This window comes from Streptomyces hiroshimensis (assembly GCF_014650335.1).
GTDB classification, from domain to species: domain Bacteria; phylum Actinomycetota; class Actinomycetes; order Streptomycetales; family Streptomycetaceae; genus Streptomyces; species Streptomyces hiroshimensis.
The window spans coordinates 245,325-268,047 of sequence record NZ_BMUT01000002.1 but is presented as its reverse complement, the minus strand read 5'-3'; the positions used below and the strand labels follow the sequence as shown (position 1 = coordinate 268,047).

Here is a 22,723-nt window from a genome sequence, read left to right as displayed (position 1 = left end):
GCGACCGACCCTGCCGGGCGGGAGCCCCGCCCTCGGGGGCGGAGCCTGACCGGCCAGAAGACTGCCCACGGGAGCGCGCGGGAAGCGACGGTTTCCTGCCATACCGGAATGCGCCGTCCCTCCTGCTTCATGGCGCTCTCGACCGCCCGGCCGGCCGGTCGGGGCAGGCTCAGAAGGCGGCTGACGGCCCGTGCGCGCGTACGAGGCGGGCTCACGTGTGGCTCATAATCGGCGGTCGTCGCACGGCCGTCCTGGGCCGTTGCGCAGGCCACCGGTCGTATCATCCTCCGATTCACCCGCGTGACCTGCGCCGAAGCCGTTCCCGGGACCGCCGCCGTACCGTCGCCATCAGGCCAGTGCCGTACGGGAGCGGCGCGGCCCGGACGATGATGGCGCCCGCACGTCATACCGCGGGCGGCGACGGGCGGTTGCGGGGCGGCCATCCTCCGGCCACCGTGCGCTCACCGGACGGTGGCGCGGCATGCGTCCGCCATTTGTACAGTCATCCCCTTTACAGCTGCCTTCTGTACAGCGCGCACCGCGCGCCGCTACAACGGGGAGGGGCCCGGTACCGGGACCACACGGCAGGCGACCTCCGGGCCCGCGGAGGCGGCGATGCGCAGGATCGCGGTGATCGGAGCGGGCCAGGCGGGGCTGCAGCTGGCCCTGGGGCTGCGGCCGGACGGCACGCCGGGCGGCAACGGCACGCCGGGACCGGACGGCCCGCCGGAAGGCAACGGCGCACCGGGAGACAACGGCACGCCGGGAGGCCCCGCGGATCATCCCCCGGAACCCTACGACGTCACCCTCTACGCCGCCCGCACGCCCGAGGAGGTGCGGCGCGGGCCGGTGTCCTCCACGCAGGTGATGTACGGTCCCGCCCTCGCCCTGGAGCGCGCCGCCGGGCTGCAGCTGTGGGAGGCGCGGGCGCCCCGCATCGCGTCCCTCGGCTTCGCCGTCGCGGACCCGCAGCACTCCCCCGCCGGAGGGTTCGGCGCTCTCCTGGACGAACCCGCACAGTCCGTCGACCTGCGGGTGAAGACGGCGGGCTGGCTGGAGCTGTTCGAGGCGCGGGGCGGGCGCGTCGCCTACGGCACGGTCGGGCCGGCGGACCTGCCGGGGATCGCCGCCGCGCACGACCTGACGGTCGTCGCCACCGGCCACGGCCCGCTCGCGGAGGTCTTCGCGCGCGACGCCCGGCACAGCCCGTACGACCGCCCGCAGCGCACGCTGGCCGTCTGCTACGTCCGCGGCACCCGTATGCCGGACGGCTTCGGCGGGCCGCACGTGCGGGTCACTCCCGTAGGAGGCCTCGGGGAGTTCTTCGTCATGCACGGCCTCACACTCGACGGCCCGTGCGAGATCGTGCTGTGGGAGGCGGTGCCGGGCGGCCCTCTCGACGTCTGGGCGGACCGGCCGGGCCCGGCGGAGGTCGTGGAGCGCACGCTGGAGCTGCTGCGCGGCCATCTGCCCGGGGAGTACGAGCTGTGCCGCGGCATGGAGCCGACGGACGCCGGTGCCGCGCTCACCGGTGCGCTGACGCCGGTCGTGCGCCGGCCCGTCGCGGAAGTCGCGCCCGGCGCGTACGTCCTCGGGCTGGGCGACGCCGTCGTCCTCAACGACCCGATCAGCGGGCAGGGCTCCAACAGCGCGGCCCGCGGCGCCGGCCACTACCTGAAGGCGATCACCGGGCACGGCGACGAGCCCTTCGACCGGACGTGGATGCTGCGCACGTTCGCCGGGCACTGGGAGCACGCGCGCCACGTGACGGCCTTCACCAACATGCTGCTGGGGCCCCCGCCGGAGCACGTGCAGCGCATCCTGGCCGCGGCTGCGCGCCACCCCGACGTCGCACACCGCTACGCCAACGGCTTTGCGGACCCCGCGGGCTTCCGGGAGTGGTTCACGGACGCGGACCGGGCCGACGCGTATCTGGCGGCCGTGGGAGCTGCCGGCGCGACGGTTCCGGCGGACGGTGGCGCGGCGGTTCCGGCGGACGGTGGATAGCCTGGGCGCACGACGAGGAGGAGGCGGACGGACCGTATGAGCACGACCCGGCCCGGGACGGTCACCGGCGGCCCGCGCACGCGCACGCCTTCCCCCGGGCGGCCGTCCGTGACACGCGGACAGGGCGCGGTCGTCTGCGCGGTCTCCCTCGGCGGCGGCGCGGGGGCCGCCGCCCGCTACGGCGCCGGGCTGCTGTGGCCCACGCCGGCCGGCGCCTTCCCCTGGACCACCCTGCTGATCAACGCGGTGGGCTGCGCCCTGATCGGGGTGCTGCTGGTGGCGATCGGCGAGCTCGCCGCGCCGCACCGGCTGCTGCGGCCGTTCCTCGGGACGGGGGTGCTCGGCGGGTTCACCACCTTCTCGACGTACACGGTGGACGTCCAGCGGCTGATCGAGGGCGGGCACGTGGCGACGGCGCTCGCGTATCTGGCGGGCACGCTCGTCGCCGCGCTGGCGACGGTCCTGGTGGCGGCCACGGCGACGAAGGCGTTCCTGCTGCGGAGGCGTACGCGATGACGCCGCAGGGGCGGCCGCAAGGCCCGCAGGAGCCACAGGGGCCGCAAGGACTGCAAGGCCCGCAGGGTGCGAAGCTCCGGGGCGGGGGCGGCGCCGGGGCCCTTCGCCTGACCGTCTTCCTCACCGAATCGGACCGTTGGGGGCACCACCCGCTCTCCAGCGAGATCGTGCACCGTGCGCACGCCGCCGGGCTCGCGGGGGCGACGGTCTTCCGCGGGTCCGAGGGCTACGGCGCCTCGTCCGTCGTCCACACCGCGCGGCTGCTCTCCCTGAGCGAGGACCTGCCGGTGACGGTGGTGATCGTGGACGCCGAGGAGGCCGTCCGGGCGTTCCTTCCGGCGCTTGCGGAGGTGGCCGGGGAGAAGCTCGTCACCCTGGAGCCCGTCGAGGTCCTCCGGCTCGGGCCCGTCGCCCCGGAGGGCGGCGCGTGAACTGGCTCCTCGTCGTCGCCGGCGCGATGGCCGGCGCGCCCCTGCGCTATCTCACCGACCGTGCGGTGCAGTCGCGCCACGACTCGGTCTTCCCGTGGGGCACGTTCGCCGTGAACGTCGCGGGCAGCCTGATCCTTGGCGTCCTCACCGCGGCCGCGCCCTCTCCCTGGCAACTGCTGCTCGGCACGGGCCTGTGCGGCGCCCTCACGACGTACTCCACGTTCTCCTACGAGACGCTGGTCCTGGCCCGCGAGGGCGGCCGCGGCTACGCGGCGGCGAACGTGATCCTGAGCGTGGTGTGCGGGCTGGGCGCGGCGTTCGCGGGGGTGGCGCTGGGGCGGGCGCTGTGGGGGTGAGCCTCCTCAGGGCTGCGTCGTCCCCAAGTGCTCCAGCAGGACCGTCCGCAGCTCCCGCGCCGCGCGCGGCGGGGCGACGTCCTTGCGGTGCGCCAGGGCGATCGTGCGGCGCATGCGGGTGCCCTCGAAGGGGGTGACCCGCAGGCCCGAGCGGGCCGCCACCATGCCCGGCACCACCGCCAGGCCCAGGCCCGCGCGGACGAAGCCGAGGACCGCGTCCATCTCGCCGCCCTCGACGGTGAAGACCGGTTCGAAGCCGGCGGCGCGGCAGGCCGCGGTGGTGATCTCGCGCAGGTCGTAGCCGCGGCGGAACATCACCATGGGCAGGCCCTCCAGGTCCGCCACGCGCAGGGCGCGGCGCCGGGTGGGCGGCGGCTCCCCGGGGGCGGTGACGACGACGAGGTCCTCGCGCAGGAGCTCGGTCGTGGCGAGGGCCGGGGCGCCGACGGCCAGGGGCGTGATGACCAGGGCGAGGTCGAGACCGCCTGCGGCGAGGGTGCGCACGAGGTCCTGGGAGCCGCCCTCGTCGACGAGGAGCTCGATGCCCGGGTAGCGGGCGTGATAGGCCCGCAGGACGTCGGGGACGAGGCTCGCGCAGAGGCTGGGCGGGGCGCCGAGGCGCACCCGGCCGCGCCGCAGCTGGGCGACCTCCTGGACCTCGCGCCGGGCCGTCTCGGTGTCGGCCAGGATCTGCCGGGCCAGCGGCAGCAGCGCCTCGCCGGCGTCGGTGAGGGTGATGTTGCCGCGGGCGCGCTGGAAGAGCTCCGCGCCCAGCTCCCGCTCCAGGGCGCGGATCTGCTGGGAGAGCGACGGCTGGGCGACGTGCAGGGACTCGGCGGCCCGGGTGAAGTGACGGACTTCGGCCAGGGTTGCGAAGTAGCGGAGCTGCTGGAGTTGCACGGTCAGCAGCATAGATAGGCAGAGCCTATGGAAACCAGCTTCATCATGTCTTGGACGGATCGACCTGCCGCTGCCTAGCGTCTGGTGCCATGGCACTGGCGACCCGGACGGACCGTCCTCCGTCCCTCATCGGCTCCGTGTGGCGGTCGACCGTCGGCAAGAAGGCGGTCATGGCGGTCACCGGCATGATCATGCTGGCGTACCTGGTCGCCCACGTGGTGGGCAATCTGAAGGTGTTCTTCGGGGCCGGGGAGTTCAACCACTACGGGCACTGGATCCGCACCGTGGGCGAGCCCTTCCTGCACTACGAGTGGTTCCTGTGGATGGCCCGCGCCGCCCTCGGGACGGCGGTCGTGCTGCACGGCGTCGCCGCGTACCAGCTCAGCCGCCGCGACCTGGCCGCGCGGCCGCAGAAGTACGCCCGTAAGCGACAGCGCGCGAGCTACGCCACGCGCACCATGCGCTGGGGCGGCGTGATCCTCGGGCTGTTCATCGTCTGGCACGTCCTCGACCTGACGACGCTGACGGTCAACCCCAACGCCGAGGAGGGCCGCCCCTACGAGAACCTCGTCGCCTCCCTCGACCGCCCCGCCGTCACGGCCTTCTACATCGCCGCGATGCTCGCCCTCGGGCTGCACATCCGGCACGGCTTCTGGAGCGCCGCCCAGACGCTGGGGGCGAACTCGGCCCGCCGCGAGCGGGTGCTGAAGTTCCTGGCCGACGCGCTGGCGCTGGTGCTGACCTGCGGCTTCATCGCCGTGCCCGTGGGCGTCCTGACAGGAGTCGTGAGCTGAGCATGTCCGACACATCCGACTACACGCACTACACGGCCGGCGAGCCGGTCACCGATGCCGCCGCCCCCGCCGGCCCCATAGCCGAGCGCTGGGACCGCCGCCGCTTCGAGGCCAGGCTGGTCAACCCCGCGAACCGGCGCAAGCACACCGTCATCGTCGTCGGCACCGGCCTCGCGGGCGGCGCCGCGGGCGCCACCCTCGCCGAGCAGGGCTACCACGTCGTGCAGTTCTGCTACCAGGACTCGCCGCGCCGCGCCCACTCCATCGCCGCGCAGGGCGGCATCAACGCCGCCAAGAACTACCGCAACGACGGCGACTCCGTGCACCGCCTCTTCTACGACACCGTCAAGGGCGGCGACTTCCGCGCCCGCGAGTCCAACGTCCACCGCCTCGCCCAGGTCTCGGTCGAGATCATCGACCAGTGCGTGGCGCAGGGCGTGCCGTTCGCCCGCGAGTACGGCGGGCTGCTCGACACGCGCTCGTTCGGCGGTGTCCAGGTCTCCCGGACGTTCTACGCGCGCGGGCAGACGGGCCAGCAGCTGCTGCTCGGGGCGTACCAGGCGCTCAGCCGCCAGATCGACGCGGGCAACGTCGAGATGCACGCCCGTACGGAGATGCTCGACCTGATCGTCGTCGACGGGCGGGCGCGCGGGATCGTGGCCCGGGATCTGATCACGGGCGCGGTGAGCACGTACGTCGCGGACGCGGTGGTCCTCGCGAGCGGCGGCTACGGCAACGTCTTCTACCTCTCCACCAACGCCAAGAACTCCAACGCCACCGCGATCTGGCGGGCCCACCGGCGCGGGGCCTACTTCGCCAACCCCTGCTTCACCCAGATCCACCCCACCTGCATCCCGCGCTCCGGCGACCACCAGTCGAAGCTGACGCTGATGAGCGAGTCGCTGCGCAACGACGGCCGCATCTGGGTGCCGAAGGCGAAGGGCGACACGCGCCCGCCGGCCGCGATCCCCGAGGACGAGCGCGACTACTACCTGGAGCGGATCTACCCGTCCTTCGGCAACCTCGTCCCGCGCGACATCGCCTCGCGCGCCGCGAAGAACGTCTGCGACGAGGGGCGCGGCGTCGGCCCGGGCGGCCAGGGCGTCTACCTGGACTTCGCCGAAGCCATCGCCCGCATGGGCCGCAAGGCCGTCGAGGCGAAATACGGCAACCTCTTCGAGATGTACGAGCGGATCACGGCGGAGAACCCGTACGAGGTCCCCATGCGGATCTACCCGGCCATCCACTACACGATGGGCGGCCTGTGGGTGGACTACGACCTGCAGACCACCGTGCCGGGCCTGTTCGCGATCGGGGAGGCCAACTTCTCCGACCACGGCGCCAACCGCCTGGGCGCCTCCGCGCTGATGCAGGGACTGGCCGACGGCTACTTCGTCCTCCCCTCCACCATCAACGACTTCCTGGCGCGGCACCCGCACGACGCCGTGCCCGGGGACCACCCGGCGGTCACCGGGGCCGTGGCGGGCGTCACCGACCGCCTCGCCCGCCTGCTGGCCAACGACGGCGACCGCACCCCGGACTCCTTCCACCGCGAGCTCGGCGAACTGCTCTGGGACGAATGCGGCATGGCCCGCACGGAGACGGGCCTGCGCAAGGCGCTCGGCCGCATCCCCGCCCTGCGCGAGGAGTTCTGGCGCCGCATCAAGGTGCCCGGGACGGGCGAGGAACTCAACCAGTCCCTGGAAAAGGCCAACCGCATCGTCGACTACCTCGAACTCGCCGAGCTGATGTGCCTGGACGCCCTGCACCGCACGGAATCCTGCGGCGGCCATTTCCGGGAGGAGAGCGCGACGCCGGAGGGCGAGGCGGCCCGCAAGGACGAGGAATTCTCGTACGCGGCGGCGTGGGAGTTCACGGGGACGGGCAGCGCGCCGGTCCTCCACAAGGAATCCCTGACATTCGAATACGTCCACCCCACCCAGCGGAGCTACGCGTAATGGACCTCACCCTGCGCATCTGGCGCCAGCGCAATGCCGGCGAGCCGGGCGCCATGACCACCTACCGGGTCACGGGAATCAGCGAGGACATGTCCTTCCTGGAGATGCTCGACCACCTCAACGAGGAACTGATCCTCGCCGGGGACGAGCCCGTGGCCTTCGACCACGACTGCCGCGAGGGCATCTGCGGGGCGTGCGGCATGGTCATCAACGGGCAGGCGCACGGGCCCGAGCGGACCACGACCTGCCAGCTGCACATGCGCCACTTCGCCGACGGGGACACCATCGACGTCGAGCCGTGGCGGGCGGCCGCCTTCCCGGTCGTGAAGGACCTGGTCGTCGACCGCTCCGCCTTCGACCGCATCATCGGCTCGGGCGGCTACGTCTCCGCCCCCACCGGCTCGGCCCCCGACGCGCACGCCACGCCCGTGCCGAAGCCGGTCGCCGACCTCGCCTTCGAGCACGCGGAGTGCATCGGCTGCGGCGCGTGCGTGGCAGCCTGCCCGAACGGCTCGGCGATGCTCTTCACCTCCGCGAAGGTCGTCCACCTCAACGTCCTGCCGCAGGGCGCGCCCGAGCGGGAGTCCCGGGTGCTGGACATGGTGGAGACCATGGACGACCAGGGCTTCGGGGGCTGCACGAACACCGGCGAGTGCGCCGTGGCCTGCCCGAAGGGCATCCCGCTCACGGCGATCGGGGCGATGAACCGGGAGTACCTGCGGGCGACGCTCAAGGGCGGGCGGCGGCGCTGAGCCGGCGCGCCGACGGGCCGCGCTCAAGGGCGGGCGGGCCGGCGGCCGGGGCGGCGGGCGCGGTCAGCGGGCGGTCAGCGGGCTCCGAAAACCTGGGTCCACCTCGGGCCGCCCGGGGCGTGGTTGACGCCTACGCCGATCTCCTTGAAGGAGCAGTTGAGGATGTTCTTGCGGTGGCCGTCGCTGTGCATCCAGGAGTCCATGACGGAGGACGCCGACTGCTGTCCGTAGGCGATGTTCTCGCCGTACGTGCTCCAGTTGTAGCCGGCGGCGGTGATGCGGTCGCCGGGGCCCTTGCCGTCGGGGTTGGTGTGGTCGAAGAAGCCGCGGGCGGCCATGTCGTCGGAGTGGCCCTGGGCGGCCGCGTCCAGGGTGCTGTTCTCCGTCAGGGGCGAGCAGCCGGCCTTGGCGCGCTCGGCGTTGACCAGGGCGGTGACCTGCTGGCCGAGCGAGCCGCCGCCGGGGTTCGCGGCCTTGGGGGCGCGCTTGGCCGGGCTCGGGCTCTTCTCCTCGGGCGAGGGCTTCGCCGGGGCGGAGGAGCGGCTCGGCTCCGCGGACGGCGAGGCGGAGGACGACGCGGACGCGGATGCCGATGCGGACGGCTTGGCCGAGGCGGACGCGCTCGCGGAGGGGGACGGTGAGGCGGCGGACGGCAGCGCGGACGCGCCGGCGTCGAGGGCCTGCACCCGGTTCTGGGGCGTCTGCCCGTCCTTGGCGGAGACGCTCTTGCCGTCCGAGGAGTCGGTGAAGAGGTAGAGGCCGCCGAGGACGCCGCCCGTGAGGAGGGCCAGGGCGGCGGCGCCGGCCGCGGCGCGCCTGGCGGTGCGGGGGCGGCGTGCGCGGTGGCCCCGGTTGCCGCTGCCACTGCCGTTGCCGTTGCCTGCGCGGCGGCGGCCCACGCGCGCGCCCGCGCGCGTGCCTTCGCCGGCGCCGGACGCGGAGGCCGACGGGGAAGCCGCCGGAGAGACGTGGGCCACCGGCTGTGTCTGCAGCACCGACCCGCCGCGCCACCAGCCCAGCAGGCCGGCACCCAGCGGCACGAGGCCCAGGCCGACGAGCAGCCCCTCGGCGGGGACCAGCGACGACGTCGCGCCGACGCAGCGGCCGCAGCCGCGCACGTGGCGGGCGACGCGCTTGCGCCACAGGGCGGAGGGGGCGCCGTCCCAGGAGGCGACGACGTCGCCGAGCTGCCGGCAGGCGGGCTGCGCGGCGAGGGCCCGGACGACGCCGCGGGCGGTGTCCAGCTGGGCCTTGGTGCGCTGGATACGGACGGCGGCGTGCTGCGGGGTCATGTCGAGGGCGGCGGCGACCTCGGCGCGCGTGAGCTCGCCGGCGGCCTCCAGCCACCACAGGGACAGCACGGTCTGCTCGTCGTCGTCGAGCCAGCGCGTGGCCTCGGCGACCTCCTTGCGCTGCCCCTGCAGACCGAGCCGGACGATGGTGATGTCGACGAAGTCCGCTTCCGGGTCGGGGACTTCGGCGACCTCCTGCAGGCCACTGACGGGAGTCTCCGGGCGCTCCCGCCAGTGGCTGCGTATCTGGTTCATGGTGATGGCGACGAGCCAGGACCGGAAGGCGGCGGCGTCGCGCAGCTCGCCGAGGCCGTTGATGACCCGGAGCATCGTCTCCTGGACCACGTCGTCGACGTCGGCGTGGCCGCCCAGGGCCCGGCCGACGATGTTGTAGACGAGCGGCAGGTGGGCGGCGACGAGCTCGTCCTGTGCCGCCGTGTCCCCGGCTCGCGCCGCCTCGACCACGGCCACGCTCTGACTGTTCACGCTCCGCCACCCTTCTCCGGCATTCCGTTCGGGAGTCGATCCGTTCGGTCCGACACATAGGAGATGCGGATGGGGCGCGACGATAACAAAAACTGCTCGGAAAACTTCAAGAGGACCGGACAAATCCCCTTATGAAGGGCCGCTTTTCGCCTTACGAGGGGCCGTCGTTCACCGCGCTCCGGGAAGGCTCCAGAAATTCCGCGAGCATCCCCGGCGTCGCCGCCTCCGCGAAGCCTGCGGCGGTATCGGCGGACATGTCCCGGATGCGGTATCCGCCCTCCCCCGCGGCGACGGCGGCGGTCGCGGTGACGACGCCGGCCCGGCGGGAGAAGGGGCTGTCGGTGAAGGTCCACGCCAGCACGGCCGACCGGTCCAGGGCCGTCGTCTCGCGGCCGAAGGTGCCGGACCGCACGAGCAGGAAGCGGCCCCGCAGGCCGTGGCCGAGCCCGCGGTAGGCGTCGCGCCCGAGCCCGTACGCGACGGGAGCGGCGAGGAGCACCCAGCCCGCCGCGCAGTACAGCAGGACGGGCGTGAGGAGCGCGCCCAGCACGGCGAGCACGACGGCAGGCGGCAGCACGCACCACGCGAGCGCCCGCACGAGGCGGCGGCGGAGCGCGGCCCGCGGGTGGGGCGTCAGCTCCGGCGCGCCGAGGGGCTCGCCCAGCACCCCGTCGCACACGCGCAGGGCTTCGGCGTACGAGGCGGGCGGCAGGACGACGCTGCGGCGGCGGTTCTCCTCCGTGTTGCCGAGGCCGCCGGCCACGGCCCGGACGCTCGCCCCGCCGCCCGCGCGCAGCAGGAGCGGCTCGCGCAGGGTCACGCCGCGCAGGCGGGCGCGCTCGATGGAGACCGACCGCGTGGTGAACAGGCCGTGGCGCACGCGCAAGGTGGCTGCGTCGGTCCACTCCAGGCGGTAGTCCCACCACTCCTCGGCGTACAGCGCGACCGCGCCGACGGCGCCGAGGACGGTGATCGCGAGGAGGGCGAGCGGGACGGTGACCCACAGGAAGCTGTGGCCGAAGTCGTCGAACGCGCGGCGCACGATGCCGATGCGCCAGGGCTCGATGCCGATCCCGTCGAGGATCCGCCACACACCGCCCGCGGCGGCGAAGACGCCGCCGACGGCCCAGAAGGTCAGCGGGGCGTAGCGCAGCCGGCGCAGGTCGGCGCCGGCGAGGACGGGGTCGTCGGCGCGGCGGGCGCCGGCTCGGGCGAGGAGTTCGGCGCGCAGCCGGACGGCTTCGGGGCGGGCGAGGGCCTCCAGGGAGATCTCGCCGCCGCGCCCCCCGCCGCCGGTGCCGGCGCGCAGCACGGCGAGGCCGAGGACGCGCTGGACGGCGTTCGCGGTGATGTCGACGTTGCGGACACGGTGCAGGGGGATCGCGCGGACGCTGCGCGTGAGCAGGCCCGTACGGAGCTCGACGGCGTCGGCGGTGACGCGGTAGCGGGTGCGCCGCCAGGTGACGACGCCGCTCGCGGCGATGCCGGCGAAGACGACGGCGATCACGGCGAGGGTGATCCACGCGCGCGTGTCGAGGCGGCCGCCGGTGGCGAGGGCGGTGAGGGCGAGCGAGCCGAGGGGGGCGCCCATCCAGGTGCAGTGCACGGCGATCGTGCGGGGGTCGAGGGTGCGCCACGGCTCGGGCGCCTGCGCGGGCGCCGCCTGCGCGGGCCATTGCTCCGGCTGCTGCTCCGGCTGCTGCTCGCTCATGCGGCGTCACCGTCCGCGGGGACGAGGCGGGCGGCGTCGGCGATCCGGGTCGCCAGCCACTCCGCGTCCTCGTCGGAGACGCCGGCGATGCGGACGTCGCCGGCCGTGGAGGCGGTGGTGACCGTGACGGTGGCGAGGCCGAAGCGGCTCTGGAGCGGGCCGCGGACGGTGTCGACGGTCTGGACGCGCGAGAGCGGGGCTATGCGGCGCTTGCGCAGGAGCCAGCCGCCGGCGGCGTAGACCGCGGCCTCCCCGACCTCCCAGGCGTGGATACGGCAGCGCAGGCGCGGCATGGCCAGGACGTAGGCGACGGCGGGCAGCACGCACGTGACGAGCAGCAGGGGGGCGAGCCAGGGGAGGGCGCCCGGGAAGAACAGCAGGGAGTTGACCAGCAGGGCGACCGCAACGAGGAGCAGGGGGCCGCTGACCGTCAGCAGGGCCTGAACGGTCCACCAGCGGCGGGCTCTCGGGTCGACGCCGTTGCGGGGCGGCCTGAGCATGAGCTGCGTCTGTGCACTGCGCCGGTGTCCTGCCATGGGCTTGCCGCTCCCCCTGCTGGTGCTTTCCAAGTCAGTTGTATGGCAATAAGCTATAGCAATACGAGCGACTTGGAAAGGTGAGGTGGTGGGCGTGCCCAAGCGCGTGGACCACGAGGAGCGGCGCCGGGCGATCGCGGAGGCCCTGTGGCGCATCGCGTGCGCGCGGGGGCTCGACGGCGCGAGCCTGCGCGACGTCGCGGCGGAGGCGGGGATCTCGCTGGGGCAGCTGCAGCACTACTTCTCCAGCAAGGACGAGATGCTCGTCTTCGCGCTCAAGTACTTGGGCGAGCTGGCGGAGAAGCGCATCCGGACGCGCCTCATGGGGCTCGCCGTACCGCCTTCACCGCGGGACGTCCTGCGGGAGACGGTCCTGGAGATGCTCCCCCTGGACGAGGAGAGCCGCACCGGGAACCTGGTCCAGATCGCGTACTTCGTACGCGCCCTCCACGACGAGCGGCTGCGCGGCCACGCGCGGGAGGGCGTACCGGCGCTGCGGGCGTTCTTCGCGGACCAGGTCCGGTCCGGGATCGCCCGGGGCGAGGTGGACTCGTCCCGCGCCGCGGACGCGGAGGCGATGCTTCTGATCGCCCTGACGGACGGCCTGACGACGTATCTCCTGCTGGAGGTATGCACACCGGACGAGGCGAAGGGGCTACTGGAGGGCCACCTGGAACGCCTGTTCACACCGTAAGGCCCCTGACAGGCCGGGCGGCTCGGCACCGCCGGGATGCGCGGCGGGGGTTGACCGCCGTCGCGGCGGAAGGAAACGCCCGGCACGGCCGGAAACGAAGGCCCGGGGCACCGGACCCTCCCGCCCCGGGCGGCCGGGCAGCCCGCACCACACCCCTCCGCCGCCGCGGCGCGGCACCACAGCGGGCGGAGACCGGCGGTGCCATGCCGGGCGGCCAGGCCGGCCCGGCACCGCCGGAAAGCGCCGCGCGGGCCGATCGCCGTCGCGGCGGAAGAAAGCGGCCGCCCGGCCGGGAACGCCAAGGCGCCGGGCGCACAAACCCTCCGCCGCCGCGGCGATCCGCCACGACGGCGGATACCGGCGGTGCCGGACCGGACGGCCGGGCAGGCCCGGCACCGCCGGACGCGCCGCGCAGGCCACCGCCGTCGCGGCGAAAGGCGAGTGGGGGGCGCCCCCTTACGGCCTGCGTGCCGCGCGGTTGCGGCCGCCTGGGCCCGGGGAGAGGGCCGTGGCCAGTTCGTCCAGGGCGTCCAGGAGGAGTTCCGAGCCGCGGACGGCCACGCCTTCCTCGCCTTCCTCCGACCGCCAGGCGGCGAGCGCCGCGTGGGGGGCCGTCCAGTCGAGGGCGCGGCGTTCGCGGACGGCTGTGGCCGCCGCCGGCAGGGAGTCGGCCAGGGCCGTGGCGAACCGGGCCGCGCCCTTCGACGGTTCGGCGTCCTTCTCCGGAAGGTGGGCCTCCATCAGCAGCGTCGCCCGGCCCATCGTGGTCAGCCCCGACTCCGCCGCCCGCTCCGAGCTGCGCGAGAGCCCGCGGTGCCGCACGGGCTCGGTCAGGGCGCGGCCGGCCATCTCCTCCCAGGCCGTGCGGGCGGCACGCGCGTCCAGCAGGGCCTCGCGCACCCGGCGCGGCTTGCGCTCCCCGGGTTCGGCGTACGTGCCGAGCACGGCGAGTGCGTAGCGCCCGTTGGCGGTGAGCCATTCGGCGAGCCGGTCCCGCAGCCGGGGCGTCTCCCAGGTGGGGAAGAGGGCGTACGCGGCCATGGCCAGGAGCCCGCCCAGGAGGGTGAGGGCGACGCGCGCCTCGACGGTCTGCGACCACCCCTCCCCCGCGATGCCGAGCAGGAAGACGACGTACGCGGTGATGCACGCGGACGTCACGCTGTAGCCGGTGCGCATCAGCAAGTACATCAGCCCGACGCAGACGACCGACAGCCCGGCGCACACCCACGGCCCGGGGTGCGTGAGGGCCATCAGCACGCCGGCGACGGCCACGCCGACGACCGTCCCCGCGAACCGGGCGACGCCCCGCGAGTACGTCTGGCCGAAGTCGGGCCGCATCACCATCACGGAGGTCATGGGCGCCCAGTAGGCGTGCCCCCAGGGCAGGGCGGTGCCGGCGGCGTAGCCGACGAGGACGACCGCGGCGCTCCGTACGGCGTGCCGCCCGACCGGCGACGACCAGCGCGCCTCGCGCCGCAGGGCGTGCAGCGCGACGGGCGCGAGCCGGGGCACGGAGGGCCGCAGCAGGTGCCGGTGTTCGGAACCGCCGCGCGCCGTGGTCCGGCGCACGGGTTCGTCGGTGGCGTCGACCGCGTCGCCGAGGAGCGCCATCAGGCGCAGGGCGGAGCGCCGCGCGGCGCCGTGGAGGACCGGCCCGGTGGCGGGCACGGTGAGGACGGCGGTGGCCTCTTCGGGGAGTTTGACGGGCTTGCCCCACCGGATGGCCCGCGCGACCGCGTCCAGCACGGTCGCCGCCGCGCCCAGCAGGTCCCGCGCGCGGTCCCGTTCGGGACCTTCCGCGGGGGCGCCGAGGACGGGGTCGGCGAGCGCGGCGAGGACGGGCCGCAGCCGTTCGGCGACGCCGCGCGGCCCGCCCAGCTGACGGGGCCGGTTGCGGGCCTGGCGGGGGGTCAGCTCGGCGGCCTCGCGGGCGTCCATGAGCGGCTGGGGGTCGAAGAGGGCCTGCGGGTCGTGCCGCAGCCTGCGCGCGTAGTCCGCCTCGGCGGCCAGCGCGTCGGCGAGCGCGTCCCGCTGGACGCCCCAGGGACGGACCGGCAGCAGCACGATGAGAGCCGCCTGCACCAGCCCGCCGACGGCGATCAGCCCGGCGTGGTGCAGCGCCCCCATGACGGACGTCGGGAGGGTGACGGTGACGAGCATGACGGCGATCGTCTGCGTGGCGACCAGGCCGGAGACCGGCCCGACCGCCCAGGCCATGCCCGCGAGCAGCGTCCACACGGTCAGCAGGGTGCCGAAGACGACGGGGTCGAAGGCGGCCACGTAGCCGAGGAACGTGCTGACGGCGAGGCCGGTCGCCACGGCGAGCGCCAGCACCGGGCGGGGCCGCCAGCTGCGCTGGAACGTCACCAGGCCCGCGGAGAACGCGCCGAACGCGGAGGACACGGCGAGCGCCGGGGTCCCCAGCCACAGGATGACCCCGACGACGATCGCCACGCCGAGCGCGCCACGGGCGGCGACCACGGGCGTCAGCTTGGTGCGCTCGATCGTCAGCCCGTCGCGGGCGGCGTTCCGCAGCGCGCTGGACCAGGTCATGGCCTGAGCTTACGTTCCGGACCGGTGTGTTCCGCGCAGCGGGGCGGGCTCAGCGGCGTCCTCAGCGGTGGCTCGGGAAGCCCAGGTCCACGCCGCTGTCGGCCGGGTCGGGCCACCGGGTGGTGACGACCTTGCCGCGCGTGTAGAAGTGGACGCCGTCGTTCCCGTAGATGTGGTGGTCGCCGAAGAGGGAGTCCTTCCAGCCGCCGAAGGAGTGGTAGCCGACCGGCACCGGGATGGGCACGTTGATGCCGACCATCCCCGCCTCGACCTCCAGCTGGAAGCGGCGCGCCGCGCCGCCGTCCCGGGTGAAGACGGCCGTGCCGTTGCCCCACGGCGAGGAGTTGATGAGCGCCAGCCCCTCCTCGTAGGACTCCGCGCGCAGCACGCACAGCACCGGGCCGAAGATCTCGTCACGGTAGGCGTCGGCCCCGACCGGCACCTTGTCGAGCAGGGACAGCCCGATCCAGTGCCCGTTCTCGTAGCCCTCGACGGTGAAGCCGGTGCCGTCGAGGACGACCTCGGCGCCCTGGGCGGCGGCGCCGTGCACGTAGGAGGCGACCTTGTCGCGGTGGGCCGCGGTGATGAGCGGGCCCATCTCGGACGCGGGGTCGTCGCCCGGCCCGATCTTGATCTTCTCGGCGCGCTCGCGGATCTTCGCCACCAGCTCGTCGCCGGCCGCGCCCACCGCGACGACCGCGGAGACGGCCATGCAGCGCTCGCCGGCCGAGCCGTACGCGGCGGAGACGGCGGCGTCCGCGGCCGCGTCGAGGTCGGCGTCGGGCAGCACCAGCATGTGGTTCTTGGCGCCGCCGAGGGCCTGGACGCGCTTGCCGTGCTCGCTCGCCACCCGGTGGATGTGGCGGGCGATGGGCGTGGAGCCCACGAAGGAGACGGCGGCGACGTCCGGGTGGGTCAGCAGCCGGTCGACGGCCACCTTGTCGCCGTTGACGACGTTGAGGACGCCCTCGGGCAGCCCCGCCTCGGCGGCCAGCTGCGCGAGGAGGATCGCGGGCGAGGGGTCCTTCTCGCTGGGCTTGAGCACGAAGGTGTTGCCGCAGGCGATCGCCAGCGGGAACATCCACATCGGCACCATGGCCGGGAAGTTGAAGGGCGTGATGCCCGCGACGACGCCGAGCGGCTGGCGGATCGCCGCCACGTCCACGCCGCCGGACACCTGGGTCGACAGCTCGCCCTTGAGCTGCGTGGTGATGCCGCACGCCAGCTCGACGATCTCCAGGCCGCGGGCGACCTCGCCGAGGGCGTCGGCGTGCACCTTGCCGTGCTCGGCCGTGATCAGCTCGGCGAGCTCGGCGCGGTGGGCGTCCAGCAGCGCGCGGTAGCGGAAGAGGATCGCGGTACGGGTGGCGAGGGAGGACGTGCCCCACGTCGCGAAGGCGGCCCTGGCCGCGGCGACGGCGGCGTCCACCTCCTCGGCGGAGGCGAAGGCGACCCGCGTCGTCTGCGCGCCCGTCGCCGGGTCGGTGACCGGCCCGTACGTGCCGGAGGTGCCCTCGACGGCCTTGCCGTCGATCCAGTGGTTGACGGTCTTCATCGGTCGGCCTCTCCTACGGTCAAAGATAGCGGCGGCGGGCGGCGGCGTGGCGCTCGTACTCCTCCCGGGCCCTGCGGGCCGCCGGGCGGGTCGCGGTCCCGGCGACAGGCACATCCCACCACGCCTGGGCAGGGGGCGCGCCCGGCACTGTGTCGGCTGTTTCGGTCTCCACATAGACACATGTGGGGCGCGCGGAGGCGCGCGCCTCGGACAGCGCATCCCGCAGCTCACCGGCCGTACGGGCGCGCAGCACGTGCATCCCGAGCGAGGCGGCGTTGGCGGCCAGGTCCACGGGCAGCGGGTCGCCGGTGTACGTGCCGTCCGCGGCCCGGAAGCGGTAGGCGGTGCCGAAGCGCTCGCCGCCGACGGCCTCCGACAGGCCGCCGATCGAGGCGTAGCCGTGGTTCTGGATCAGCACCACCTTGATCGGGATCCCCTCCTGCACGGCGGTGACCAGCTCCGTCGGCATCATCAGGTACGTGCCGTCGCCGACGAGCGCCCACACCGGGCGCCCGGGCTCGGCCAGGGCGACGCCGATCGCCGCCGGGATCTCGTAGCCCATGCAGGAGTAGCCGTATTCGAGGTGGTACTGGCGGCGGGAGCGGGCGCGCCAGAGCTTGTGCAGGTCGCCGGGGAGGGAGCCGGCGGCGTTGACGACGACGTCGGTGTCGTCGACGACGGCGTCGAGCGCGCCGAGGACCTGGGCCTGCGTGGGGCGGGCGGCGGCGTCCTGCGGGGTGAACGCCCGGGTGACGAGCCGCTCCCAGGCCTGTTTGCCGACCGTGTACTCCTTCTCGTACGCCTCCGGGACGCGGTGGCCGGCCAGGGCTTCCGTCAGCGCCTCCAGGCCGGTGCGGGCGTCCGCGACGAGCGGCAGGGCGGAGAGCTTGTGGGCGTCGAAGGGGGCGATGTTGAGGTTGACGAAGCGCACGTCCGGGGCGGCGAAGAGGGTGTGCGAGGCGGTGGTGAAGTCGCTGTAGCGGGTGCCCACGCCGATGACCAGGTCGGCCGTACGGGCCAGGTCGTCGGCGACGGCCGTGCCGGTGTGGCCGACGCCGCCGACGTCCGCGGGGTGGGCGTGGTGCAGGGACCCCTTGCCGGCCTGGGTGGAGGCGACGGGGATGCCGGTGGCGTCGGCGAGGGCGCGAAGCGCCTCCTCGGCCTCGCTGTGGTGGACGCCGCCGCCCGCGATCAGCAGGGGGCGGCGGGCGGCCCGTACGGCCTGCACGGCCGCGGCCAGCTCGGCGGGGTCGGGCGCGGGGCGGCGCACGCGCCAGACGCGCTCGGCGAAGAACTCCTCCGGCCAGTCGTACACCTCGGCCTGCACGTCCTGCGGCAGGGCGAGGGTGACGGCGCCGGTCTCGACGGGGTCGGCGAGGACGCGTACGGCCTGCAGGGCGGCCGGAACGAGTGCCTCCGGCCGGGTGATCCGGTCGAACCAGCGGGACACCGGGCGCAGGCAGTCGTTGACGGACACGTCGCCCGCGCCGGGGTGTTCGAGCTGCTGCAGGACGGGGTCGGCGGGGCGCGTGGCGAAGGTGTCGCCGGGAAGGAGCAGCACGGGGATGCGGTTGATCGTGGCGAGCGCGGCGCCGGTGACGAGGTTGGTGGCGCCGGGGCCGATGGAGGTGGTGACGGCGTGCGCGGAGAGCCGGTCGCGGTGCCGGGCGTAGCCGACGGCCGCGTGGACCATGGCCTGTTCGTTGCGCCCCTGGAGGTACGGCATGGCGCCGCCGGACTCCAGCAGCGCCTGCCCGACCCCGGCGACGTTGCCGTGGCCGAAGATGCCCCAGCAGGCGGCGATCAGGCGCTGCCGGCGACCGTCGCGCTCGGTGTACTGGCGGGCGAGGAACTCCACCAGGGCCTGGGCGACGGTGAGGCGGCGGGTGGCGGTCGTCATGGGTTCCCTCCCTCGTAGAGCGGCAGCCGCGGGTCGACCGGCTGGTCCGGCCAGGTCGTACGGATCCAGGTGTGGTCGGGGTGGTCGCGGATGAGCCATTCGCGCTCCGCGCCGGGCCCGGCCATGACGTTGAGGTAGTACATGGCGTGGCCGGGCGCGGCGATGGAAGGGCCGTGCCAGCCGTCGGGGATGAGGACGACGTCGCCCGTACGGACCTCGGTCAGGACGTCGGTGCCCTTGTCGCGCGAGGGCGACACGCGCTGGTAGCCGAGGCCGGGGACGCCGGCGGGCCCGTCCGCGATCTCGAAGTAGTAGATCTCCTCCAGCTCGGACTCCTCGCCGGGGTGGTGCTCGTCGTGCTTGTGCGGCGGGTAGGACGACCAGTTGCCGCCGGGGGTGAGGACTTCGACGGCGATGAGCTTGTCGCACGCGAAGACGCCGGCAGCGGCGAAGTTGTTGACCTGGCGGGAACAGGTGCCGGAGCCGCGCAGCTCGACGGGGACGGCGGAGGCGGGACCGTAACGGGCGGGCAGCCGCTGCTCGCAACGGGCCCCGGCGAGAGCGAAGCGGCCTCCGGCCGGGGCGGTGAGGGTGGCGGTGCTGTCGCGGGGGACGTAGGCGAAGTCGGTGACGGCGGCGAAGGGGGATGCGCGGCCGTGGAGTTCGAAGGCGTCGCCGTCGCCGGTGGTGAGGGCGCAGCCGCCGCGGAGGGGGAGCACGATCCACTCGCTGTCACCGGTGGGGAAGGTGTGACTGCCGCCGGGGGGAAGGCTGAGCACACGCAAGGAGGAGTACGCCCAGCCGGCCTGCTCGGGGGTGACGTCCACGTCGTAGGGGTGGGGGTGGGGATGGGTCATGGGGGTTCGCTTCCTGGTGAAGGTGGATCCGGCACCGTCGAATGGGCGAGGGAACCCCGGGAGGCTGGGGGCTTGCCCGCTTCTTCTCCCCCTTGGGGGGCTGGGGGCTTGCCCCCAGGAAACTGGGGGCACCTCCCAGCGGTAGCTGGGGGAGAAAGGGTGGGACCGGGGCCTCTTTCCCGCCGCAACGGCGGGCAACCACCCCGGAACGGACCCGGCGGTGCCGAACCCACCCCGCTGACGGGGCGGGCAGGCGGCCCGACGAGCCGTCACCCGCCCACGGCCGCACCCCGTAGCATCCGGCCGAGCCGCGCGCAGCGCGAACGTCACAGCAACGACACCGCCCTGTCCACCGCCCCCGCAACGTCCCCGTCCACGGGATAGAGCAGGGCCCGGCCCACCACCAGCCCCTGCACCGTCGGCAGGCGCAGCGCCGACCGCCAGCGCTCGTACGCCGCGTCCCGGGCGCCCCGGTCGTCCCCCACGTCGCCGCCGAGCAGCACGGCCGGCAGCGTCGACGTCTCCATCACCCGGGCCATGTCCGCGGGGTCCTCCGTCACCGGCACCTTGAGCCAGGTGTACGCGGACGTCCCGCCCAGCCCGGAGGCGATGGCGATCGCGCGGGTGACGGCGTCGGCGCCGAGGTCGTTGACGACGCGGCCGCCGAGCCGCCGCGACAGGAACGGTTCGATGAACACCGGCAGCCGCCGCGCGGCCATCGCGTCGACGGCGCGGGCGGCCGCGTGCAGGGTCGTGAGCGAGCCGGGGTCGCCGGGGTCGATGCGCAGCAGCAGCTTGCCCGCGTCGAAGCCCAGCGCGGCCAGGTCCTCCGCGCGGGGCCCGGTGAAGCGGTCGTCCATCTCGAAGGCCGCGCCGGCCAGCCCGCCGCGGTTCATGGAGCCGATGACGACCTTGTTCTCCAGCGCGCCGAGGAGCAGCAGGTCGTCCAGGATGTCGGCGGAGGCGAGGACTCCGTCGACGCCGGGCCGGGACAGCGCGAGGCAGAGCCGCTCCAGCAGGTCGGGCCGGGCGGCCATGGCGAGGGGGCGGTCACCGACGCCGAGGGCGCCGCGGGCGGGGTGGTCGGCCGCGATGATCATCAGGCGTCCGCTGTCGCCGACGAGCGGCCGCCGGGCACGCCGGGCGGCGGCTTCGGCGATGGCCTCGGGGTGCCTGCTGCGGATGCGGGCGAGTTCGGCGATCTGTACGGTCACGAGCGGGGAACCTCCGTACGGGGAGCACCGGCGTCCGCGCCGGACGGGGCGGACGCCGAGCCGGCTCCCGAGCCGAGCAGCTCCTCGATCTCCTCCCCCGTCGGCATCGCCGCCGAGCACGACAGCCGTGAAGCCACCAGCGCGCCCGCCGCGCCCGCGAACCTCAGCGTCCGCTCCAGCGGCCACCCCGCGAGCAGCCCGTGGCACAGGGCCCCGCCGAACGCGTCGCCCGCGCCGAGGCCGTTGACGACCTCCACCTCCACCGGCGGCACTTCCGCCGTCGTCCCGTCGCGGTGGACGGCGAGGACGCCCTCGGGTCCCCGTTTGACCACGGCGAGTTCGACGCCGGCGGCCAGCAGCGCCCGCGCGGCGGCGTGCGGGGCGCGCTCGCCGGTGGCGACCTCGCACTCGTCGGCGTTGCCGACGGCGACCGTGGCGTGGGCGAGGGCCGCGGCGTAGTGCGGCCGGGCGGCGGCCATGGCGGCGGGGCCCGTACGCCCGCCCGCGCCCGAGGCGCCGCCCTCGCCGCCCCAGAACAGCGGCCGCCAGTCGAGGTCGAGGACGGTGAGGCCGCGGCGCCCGCGCGCCGCGAGCGCGGCCAGCGTCGCGGCCCGGCTGGGCTCCTCGCACAGGCCCGTGCCGGTCGCCCAGAAGATGCGGGCGGCCCGGATTGCGTCCAGGTCGAGCTCGCCGGGGTGGATCTCCAGGTCGGGCGCCTTGGGGCGGCGGTAGAAGTAGAGCGGGAAGTCGTCCGGTGGGAAGATCTCGCAGAAGGTCAGGGGCGTCTGGTACGCGGCGACGGGCGTCACCCACCGGTCGGAGACGCCGAAGTCGCGCAACGCGCCGTGGAGGTAGTCGCCGAAGGGGTCGGCGCCGGTGCGGCTGATGAGGGCCGTGCGCCGGCCGAGCCGTGCCGCGGCGACCGCGACGTTCGCCGGCGAGCCACCCAGGAACTTCCCGAAGGTCTCGGCCTGCGCCAGCGGCACGCCGGTCTGCAGGGGATACAGGTCCACCCCGAGCCGGCCCATGGTGATCAGGTCGAACGGGGTGGGGGACGTACGCGGACTCGGCTGGCTCATCGGCGCCCTTCCTGACGATTCGGCTCAGGTCTAGCCGGGTCCGCCGGACCCTGTCAAGGATTTGTCCTTACATATAGACGTGAACGGAAGATGCCTTGACGTTACGTCCGTATGTCCGGACGAAGCCTTGACACTCTCCCGCCCCGCTAGGAAGCTACGGGCAATCCCGCCCTCGCCCGAGGAGAGCCACCATGCCCGCTCCCCACGCGACGCCCCCCGCCGCCGACCGCCGCCGGATCCGGGTCGGCTCCGCCCCCGATTCGTGGGGAGTGTGGTTCGCCGACGATCCTGAACAGCTGCCGTGGCAGCGGTTCCTGGACGAGGTCGCCGAGGCGGGCTACGAGTGGATCGAACTAGGCCCGTACGGCTATCTGCCGACCGACCCCGCCCGGCTGCGCGACGAGACGCAGCGGCGCGGCCTCACGGTCTCCGCCGGCACGGTCTTCACCGCACTGCACCGCGGGCCGGACACCTGGGAGGCGACCTGGGCGCACGTCGCCCCCGTCGCGGAGCTCACCGCCGCGACGGGCGCCCGCCACCTCGTCGTCATCCCCTCCTTCTGGCGCGACGACAAGACCGCCGAGATCGTCGAGGACCCCGAGCTGACCGCGGAGCAGTGGCGCCACCTCACCGCCGGCACCGAGCGGCTCGCCCGCGAGGTCCGCGAGCGCTACGGGCTCGGCATCGTCGTCCACCCGCACGCCGACACCCACATCGACAGCGAGGCGCACGTCGAGCGCTTCCTGGACGCCACGGACGCGTCGCTGGTCAGCCTGTGTCTGGACACCGGGCACTACGCGTACTGCGGCGGGGACAGCGTCCGGCTCATCGAGACGTACGGGGAACGGATCGGCTACCTCCACCTCAAGCAGGTGGACCCGGAGGTCCTCGCGGACGTCCTCGCCAAGGGAACGGCCTTCGGGCCCGCCGTGCGACAGGGCGTCATGTGCGAACCGCCGCGCGGGGTTCCCGCGCTGGAGCCCGTCATCGACGCGGCCTCCCGGCTGGACGCGGACCTGTTCGCCATCGTGGAACAGGACATGTACCCGTGCCCGCCGGACCGTCCGCTGCCGATCGCGCGGCGCACGCGGGGTTTCCTGCGCGGCTGCGGCGTCTGAGGGAGCTGAGGGGT

19 protein-coding genes are annotated in these 22,723 nt (G+C 74.4%); 9 read left to right on the top strand and 10 right to left on the bottom strand.

Annotation, left to right across the window (positions count from 1 at the left end; genetic code table 11):
• Positions 1-615 precede the first annotated feature (615 nt).
• The 4 genes from IE241_RS06555 to crcB are packed head-to-tail and all read left to right on the top strand — an operon-like array spanning position 616 to position 3,310.
• Complete coding sequence (locus IE241_RS06555; RefSeq protein WP_190020671.1) at positions 616-2,007, top strand: styrene monooxygenase/indole monooxygenase family protein; 1,392 nt, start codon at positions 616-618, stop codon at positions 2,005-2,007.
• A gap of 36 nt (positions 2,008-2,043) precedes the next feature.
• Positions 2,044-2,523, top strand: coding sequence for a fluoride efflux transporter FluC (locus IE241_RS06550; RefSeq protein WP_190020670.1), 480 nt, complete (start codon positions 2,044-2,046; stop codon positions 2,521-2,523).
• Complete coding sequence (locus IE241_RS06545; RefSeq protein WP_190020669.1) at positions 2,520-2,954, top strand: DUF190 domain-containing protein; 435 nt, start codon at positions 2,520-2,522, stop codon at positions 2,952-2,954. Before IE241_RS06550 ends, IE241_RS06545 begins: the two co-directional genes overlap by 4 nt.
• Positions 2,951-3,310, top strand: a complete 360-nt coding sequence (gene crcB / locus IE241_RS06540; RefSeq protein ID WP_190020668.1) for a fluoride efflux transporter CrcB — start codon at positions 2,951-2,953, stop codon at positions 3,308-3,310. The genes IE241_RS06545 and crcB overlap by 4 nt, the downstream gene beginning before the upstream one ends.
• Before the next feature lie 6 nt (positions 3,311-3,316).
• Here the strand turns inward: crcB and IE241_RS06535 are convergent, their stop codons facing one another.
• Positions 3,317-4,210: a LysR substrate-binding domain-containing protein gene (locus IE241_RS06535; RefSeq protein WP_190020667.1), complete on the bottom strand. Its 894-nt coding sequence runs from the start codon at positions 4,208-4,210 to the stop codon at positions 3,317-3,319.
• Between the two features lie 89 nt (positions 4,211-4,299).
• On the opposite strand from IE241_RS06535, the gene IE241_RS06530 reads away from it, so the two are divergent.
• From IE241_RS06530 to IE241_RS06520, 3 genes are read left to right on the top strand one after another with little or no spacing between them, the layout of a single operon-like run.
• Entirely contained in the window at positions 4,300-5,004 is a 705-nt protein-coding gene (locus IE241_RS06530; protein ID WP_190020666.1) for a succinate dehydrogenase cytochrome b subunit, read from the top strand.
• Positions 5,005-5,006: 2 nt separating this feature from the next.
• Positions 5,007-6,962: a fumarate reductase/succinate dehydrogenase flavoprotein subunit gene (locus tag IE241_RS06525; RefSeq protein WP_190020665.1), complete on the top strand. Its 1,956-nt coding sequence runs from the start codon at positions 5,007-5,009 to the stop codon at positions 6,960-6,962.
• Complete coding sequence (locus IE241_RS06520; protein ID WP_190020664.1) at positions 6,962-7,714, top strand: succinate dehydrogenase/fumarate reductase iron-sulfur subunit; 753 nt, start codon at positions 6,962-6,964, stop codon at positions 7,712-7,714. The genes IE241_RS06525 and IE241_RS06520 overlap by 1 nt, the downstream gene beginning before the upstream one ends.
• 74 nt (positions 7,715-7,788) lie before the next feature.
• Here the strand turns inward: IE241_RS06520 and IE241_RS06515 are convergent, their stop codons facing one another.
• The 3 genes from IE241_RS06515 to IE241_RS06505 all read right to left on the bottom strand — a co-directional run bounded on the left by IE241_RS06515 (position 7,789) and on the right by IE241_RS06505 (position 11,739).
• Positions 7,789-9,492, bottom strand: a complete 1,704-nt coding sequence (locus IE241_RS06515) for a sigma-70 family RNA polymerase sigma factor (protein ID WP_190020663.1) — start codon at positions 9,490-9,492, stop codon at positions 7,789-7,791.
• Between the two features lie 151 nt (positions 9,493-9,643).
• Positions 9,644-11,203 carry a PH domain-containing protein gene (locus tag IE241_RS06510; protein WP_190020662.1) on the bottom strand — a complete coding sequence of 520 codons (1,560 nt, stop codon included), beginning with the start codon at positions 11,201-11,203 and terminating at the stop codon, positions 9,644-9,646.
• Positions 11,200-11,739: a PH domain-containing protein gene (locus IE241_RS06505; RefSeq protein WP_190020661.1), complete on the bottom strand. Its 540-nt coding sequence runs from the start codon at positions 11,737-11,739 to the stop codon at positions 11,200-11,202. Before IE241_RS06505 ends, IE241_RS06510 begins: the two co-directional genes overlap by 4 nt.
• A gap of 94 nt (positions 11,740-11,833) precedes the next feature.
• On the opposite strand from IE241_RS06505, the gene IE241_RS06500 reads away from it, so the two are divergent.
• On the top strand, positions 11,834-12,433 hold the full coding sequence (locus tag IE241_RS06500; RefSeq protein WP_190020660.1) for a TetR/AcrR family transcriptional regulator: 600 nt from the start codon (positions 11,834-11,836) through the stop codon (positions 12,431-12,433).
• A gap of 456 nt (positions 12,434-12,889) precedes the next feature.
• Here IE241_RS06500 and IE241_RS06495 read toward each other — a convergent pair whose 3' ends face one another.
• The 6 genes from IE241_RS06495 to iolC form a co-directional block, all read right to left on the bottom strand.
• Entirely contained in the window at positions 12,890-14,986 is a 2,097-nt protein-coding gene (locus IE241_RS06495; RefSeq protein WP_190020659.1) for an FUSC family protein, read from the bottom strand.
• 61 nt (positions 14,987-15,047) lie between these two features.
• Complete coding sequence (locus tag IE241_RS06490) at positions 15,048-16,541, bottom strand: CoA-acylating methylmalonate-semialdehyde dehydrogenase (RefSeq protein ID WP_190020658.1); 1,494 nt, start codon at positions 16,539-16,541, stop codon at positions 15,048-15,050.
• 19 nt (positions 16,542-16,560) lie between these two features.
• Complete coding sequence (gene iolD / locus IE241_RS06485; RefSeq protein WP_190020657.1) at positions 16,561-18,441, bottom strand: 3D-(3,5/4)-trihydroxycyclohexane-1,2-dione acylhydrolase (decyclizing); 1,881 nt, start codon at positions 18,439-18,441, stop codon at positions 16,561-16,563.
• Entirely contained in the window at positions 18,438-19,298 is an 861-nt protein-coding gene (gene iolB, locus IE241_RS06480; RefSeq protein ID WP_190020656.1) for a 5-deoxy-glucuronate isomerase, read from the bottom strand. Before iolB ends, iolD begins: the two co-directional genes overlap by 4 nt.
• Positions 19,299-19,624: 326 nt before the next feature.
• On the bottom strand, positions 19,625-20,512 hold the full coding sequence (locus tag IE241_RS06475) for a Cgl0159 family (beta/alpha)8-fold protein (protein WP_229898872.1): 888 nt from the start codon (positions 20,510-20,512) through the stop codon (positions 19,625-19,627).
• Positions 20,509-21,591, bottom strand: coding sequence for a 5-dehydro-2-deoxygluconokinase (gene iolC, locus IE241_RS06470; protein ID WP_190020655.1), 1,083 nt, complete (start codon positions 21,589-21,591; stop codon positions 20,509-20,511). Before iolC ends, IE241_RS06475 begins: the two co-directional genes overlap by 4 nt.
• A gap of 191 nt (positions 21,592-21,782) precedes the next feature.
• Between iolC and IE241_RS06465 the strand changes: the two genes are divergently transcribed.
• Positions 21,783-22,709: a sugar phosphate isomerase/epimerase family protein gene (locus IE241_RS06465; protein WP_190020654.1), complete on the top strand. Its 927-nt coding sequence runs from the start codon at positions 21,783-21,785 to the stop codon at positions 22,707-22,709.
• Positions 22,710-22,723 lie beyond the last annotated feature (14 nt).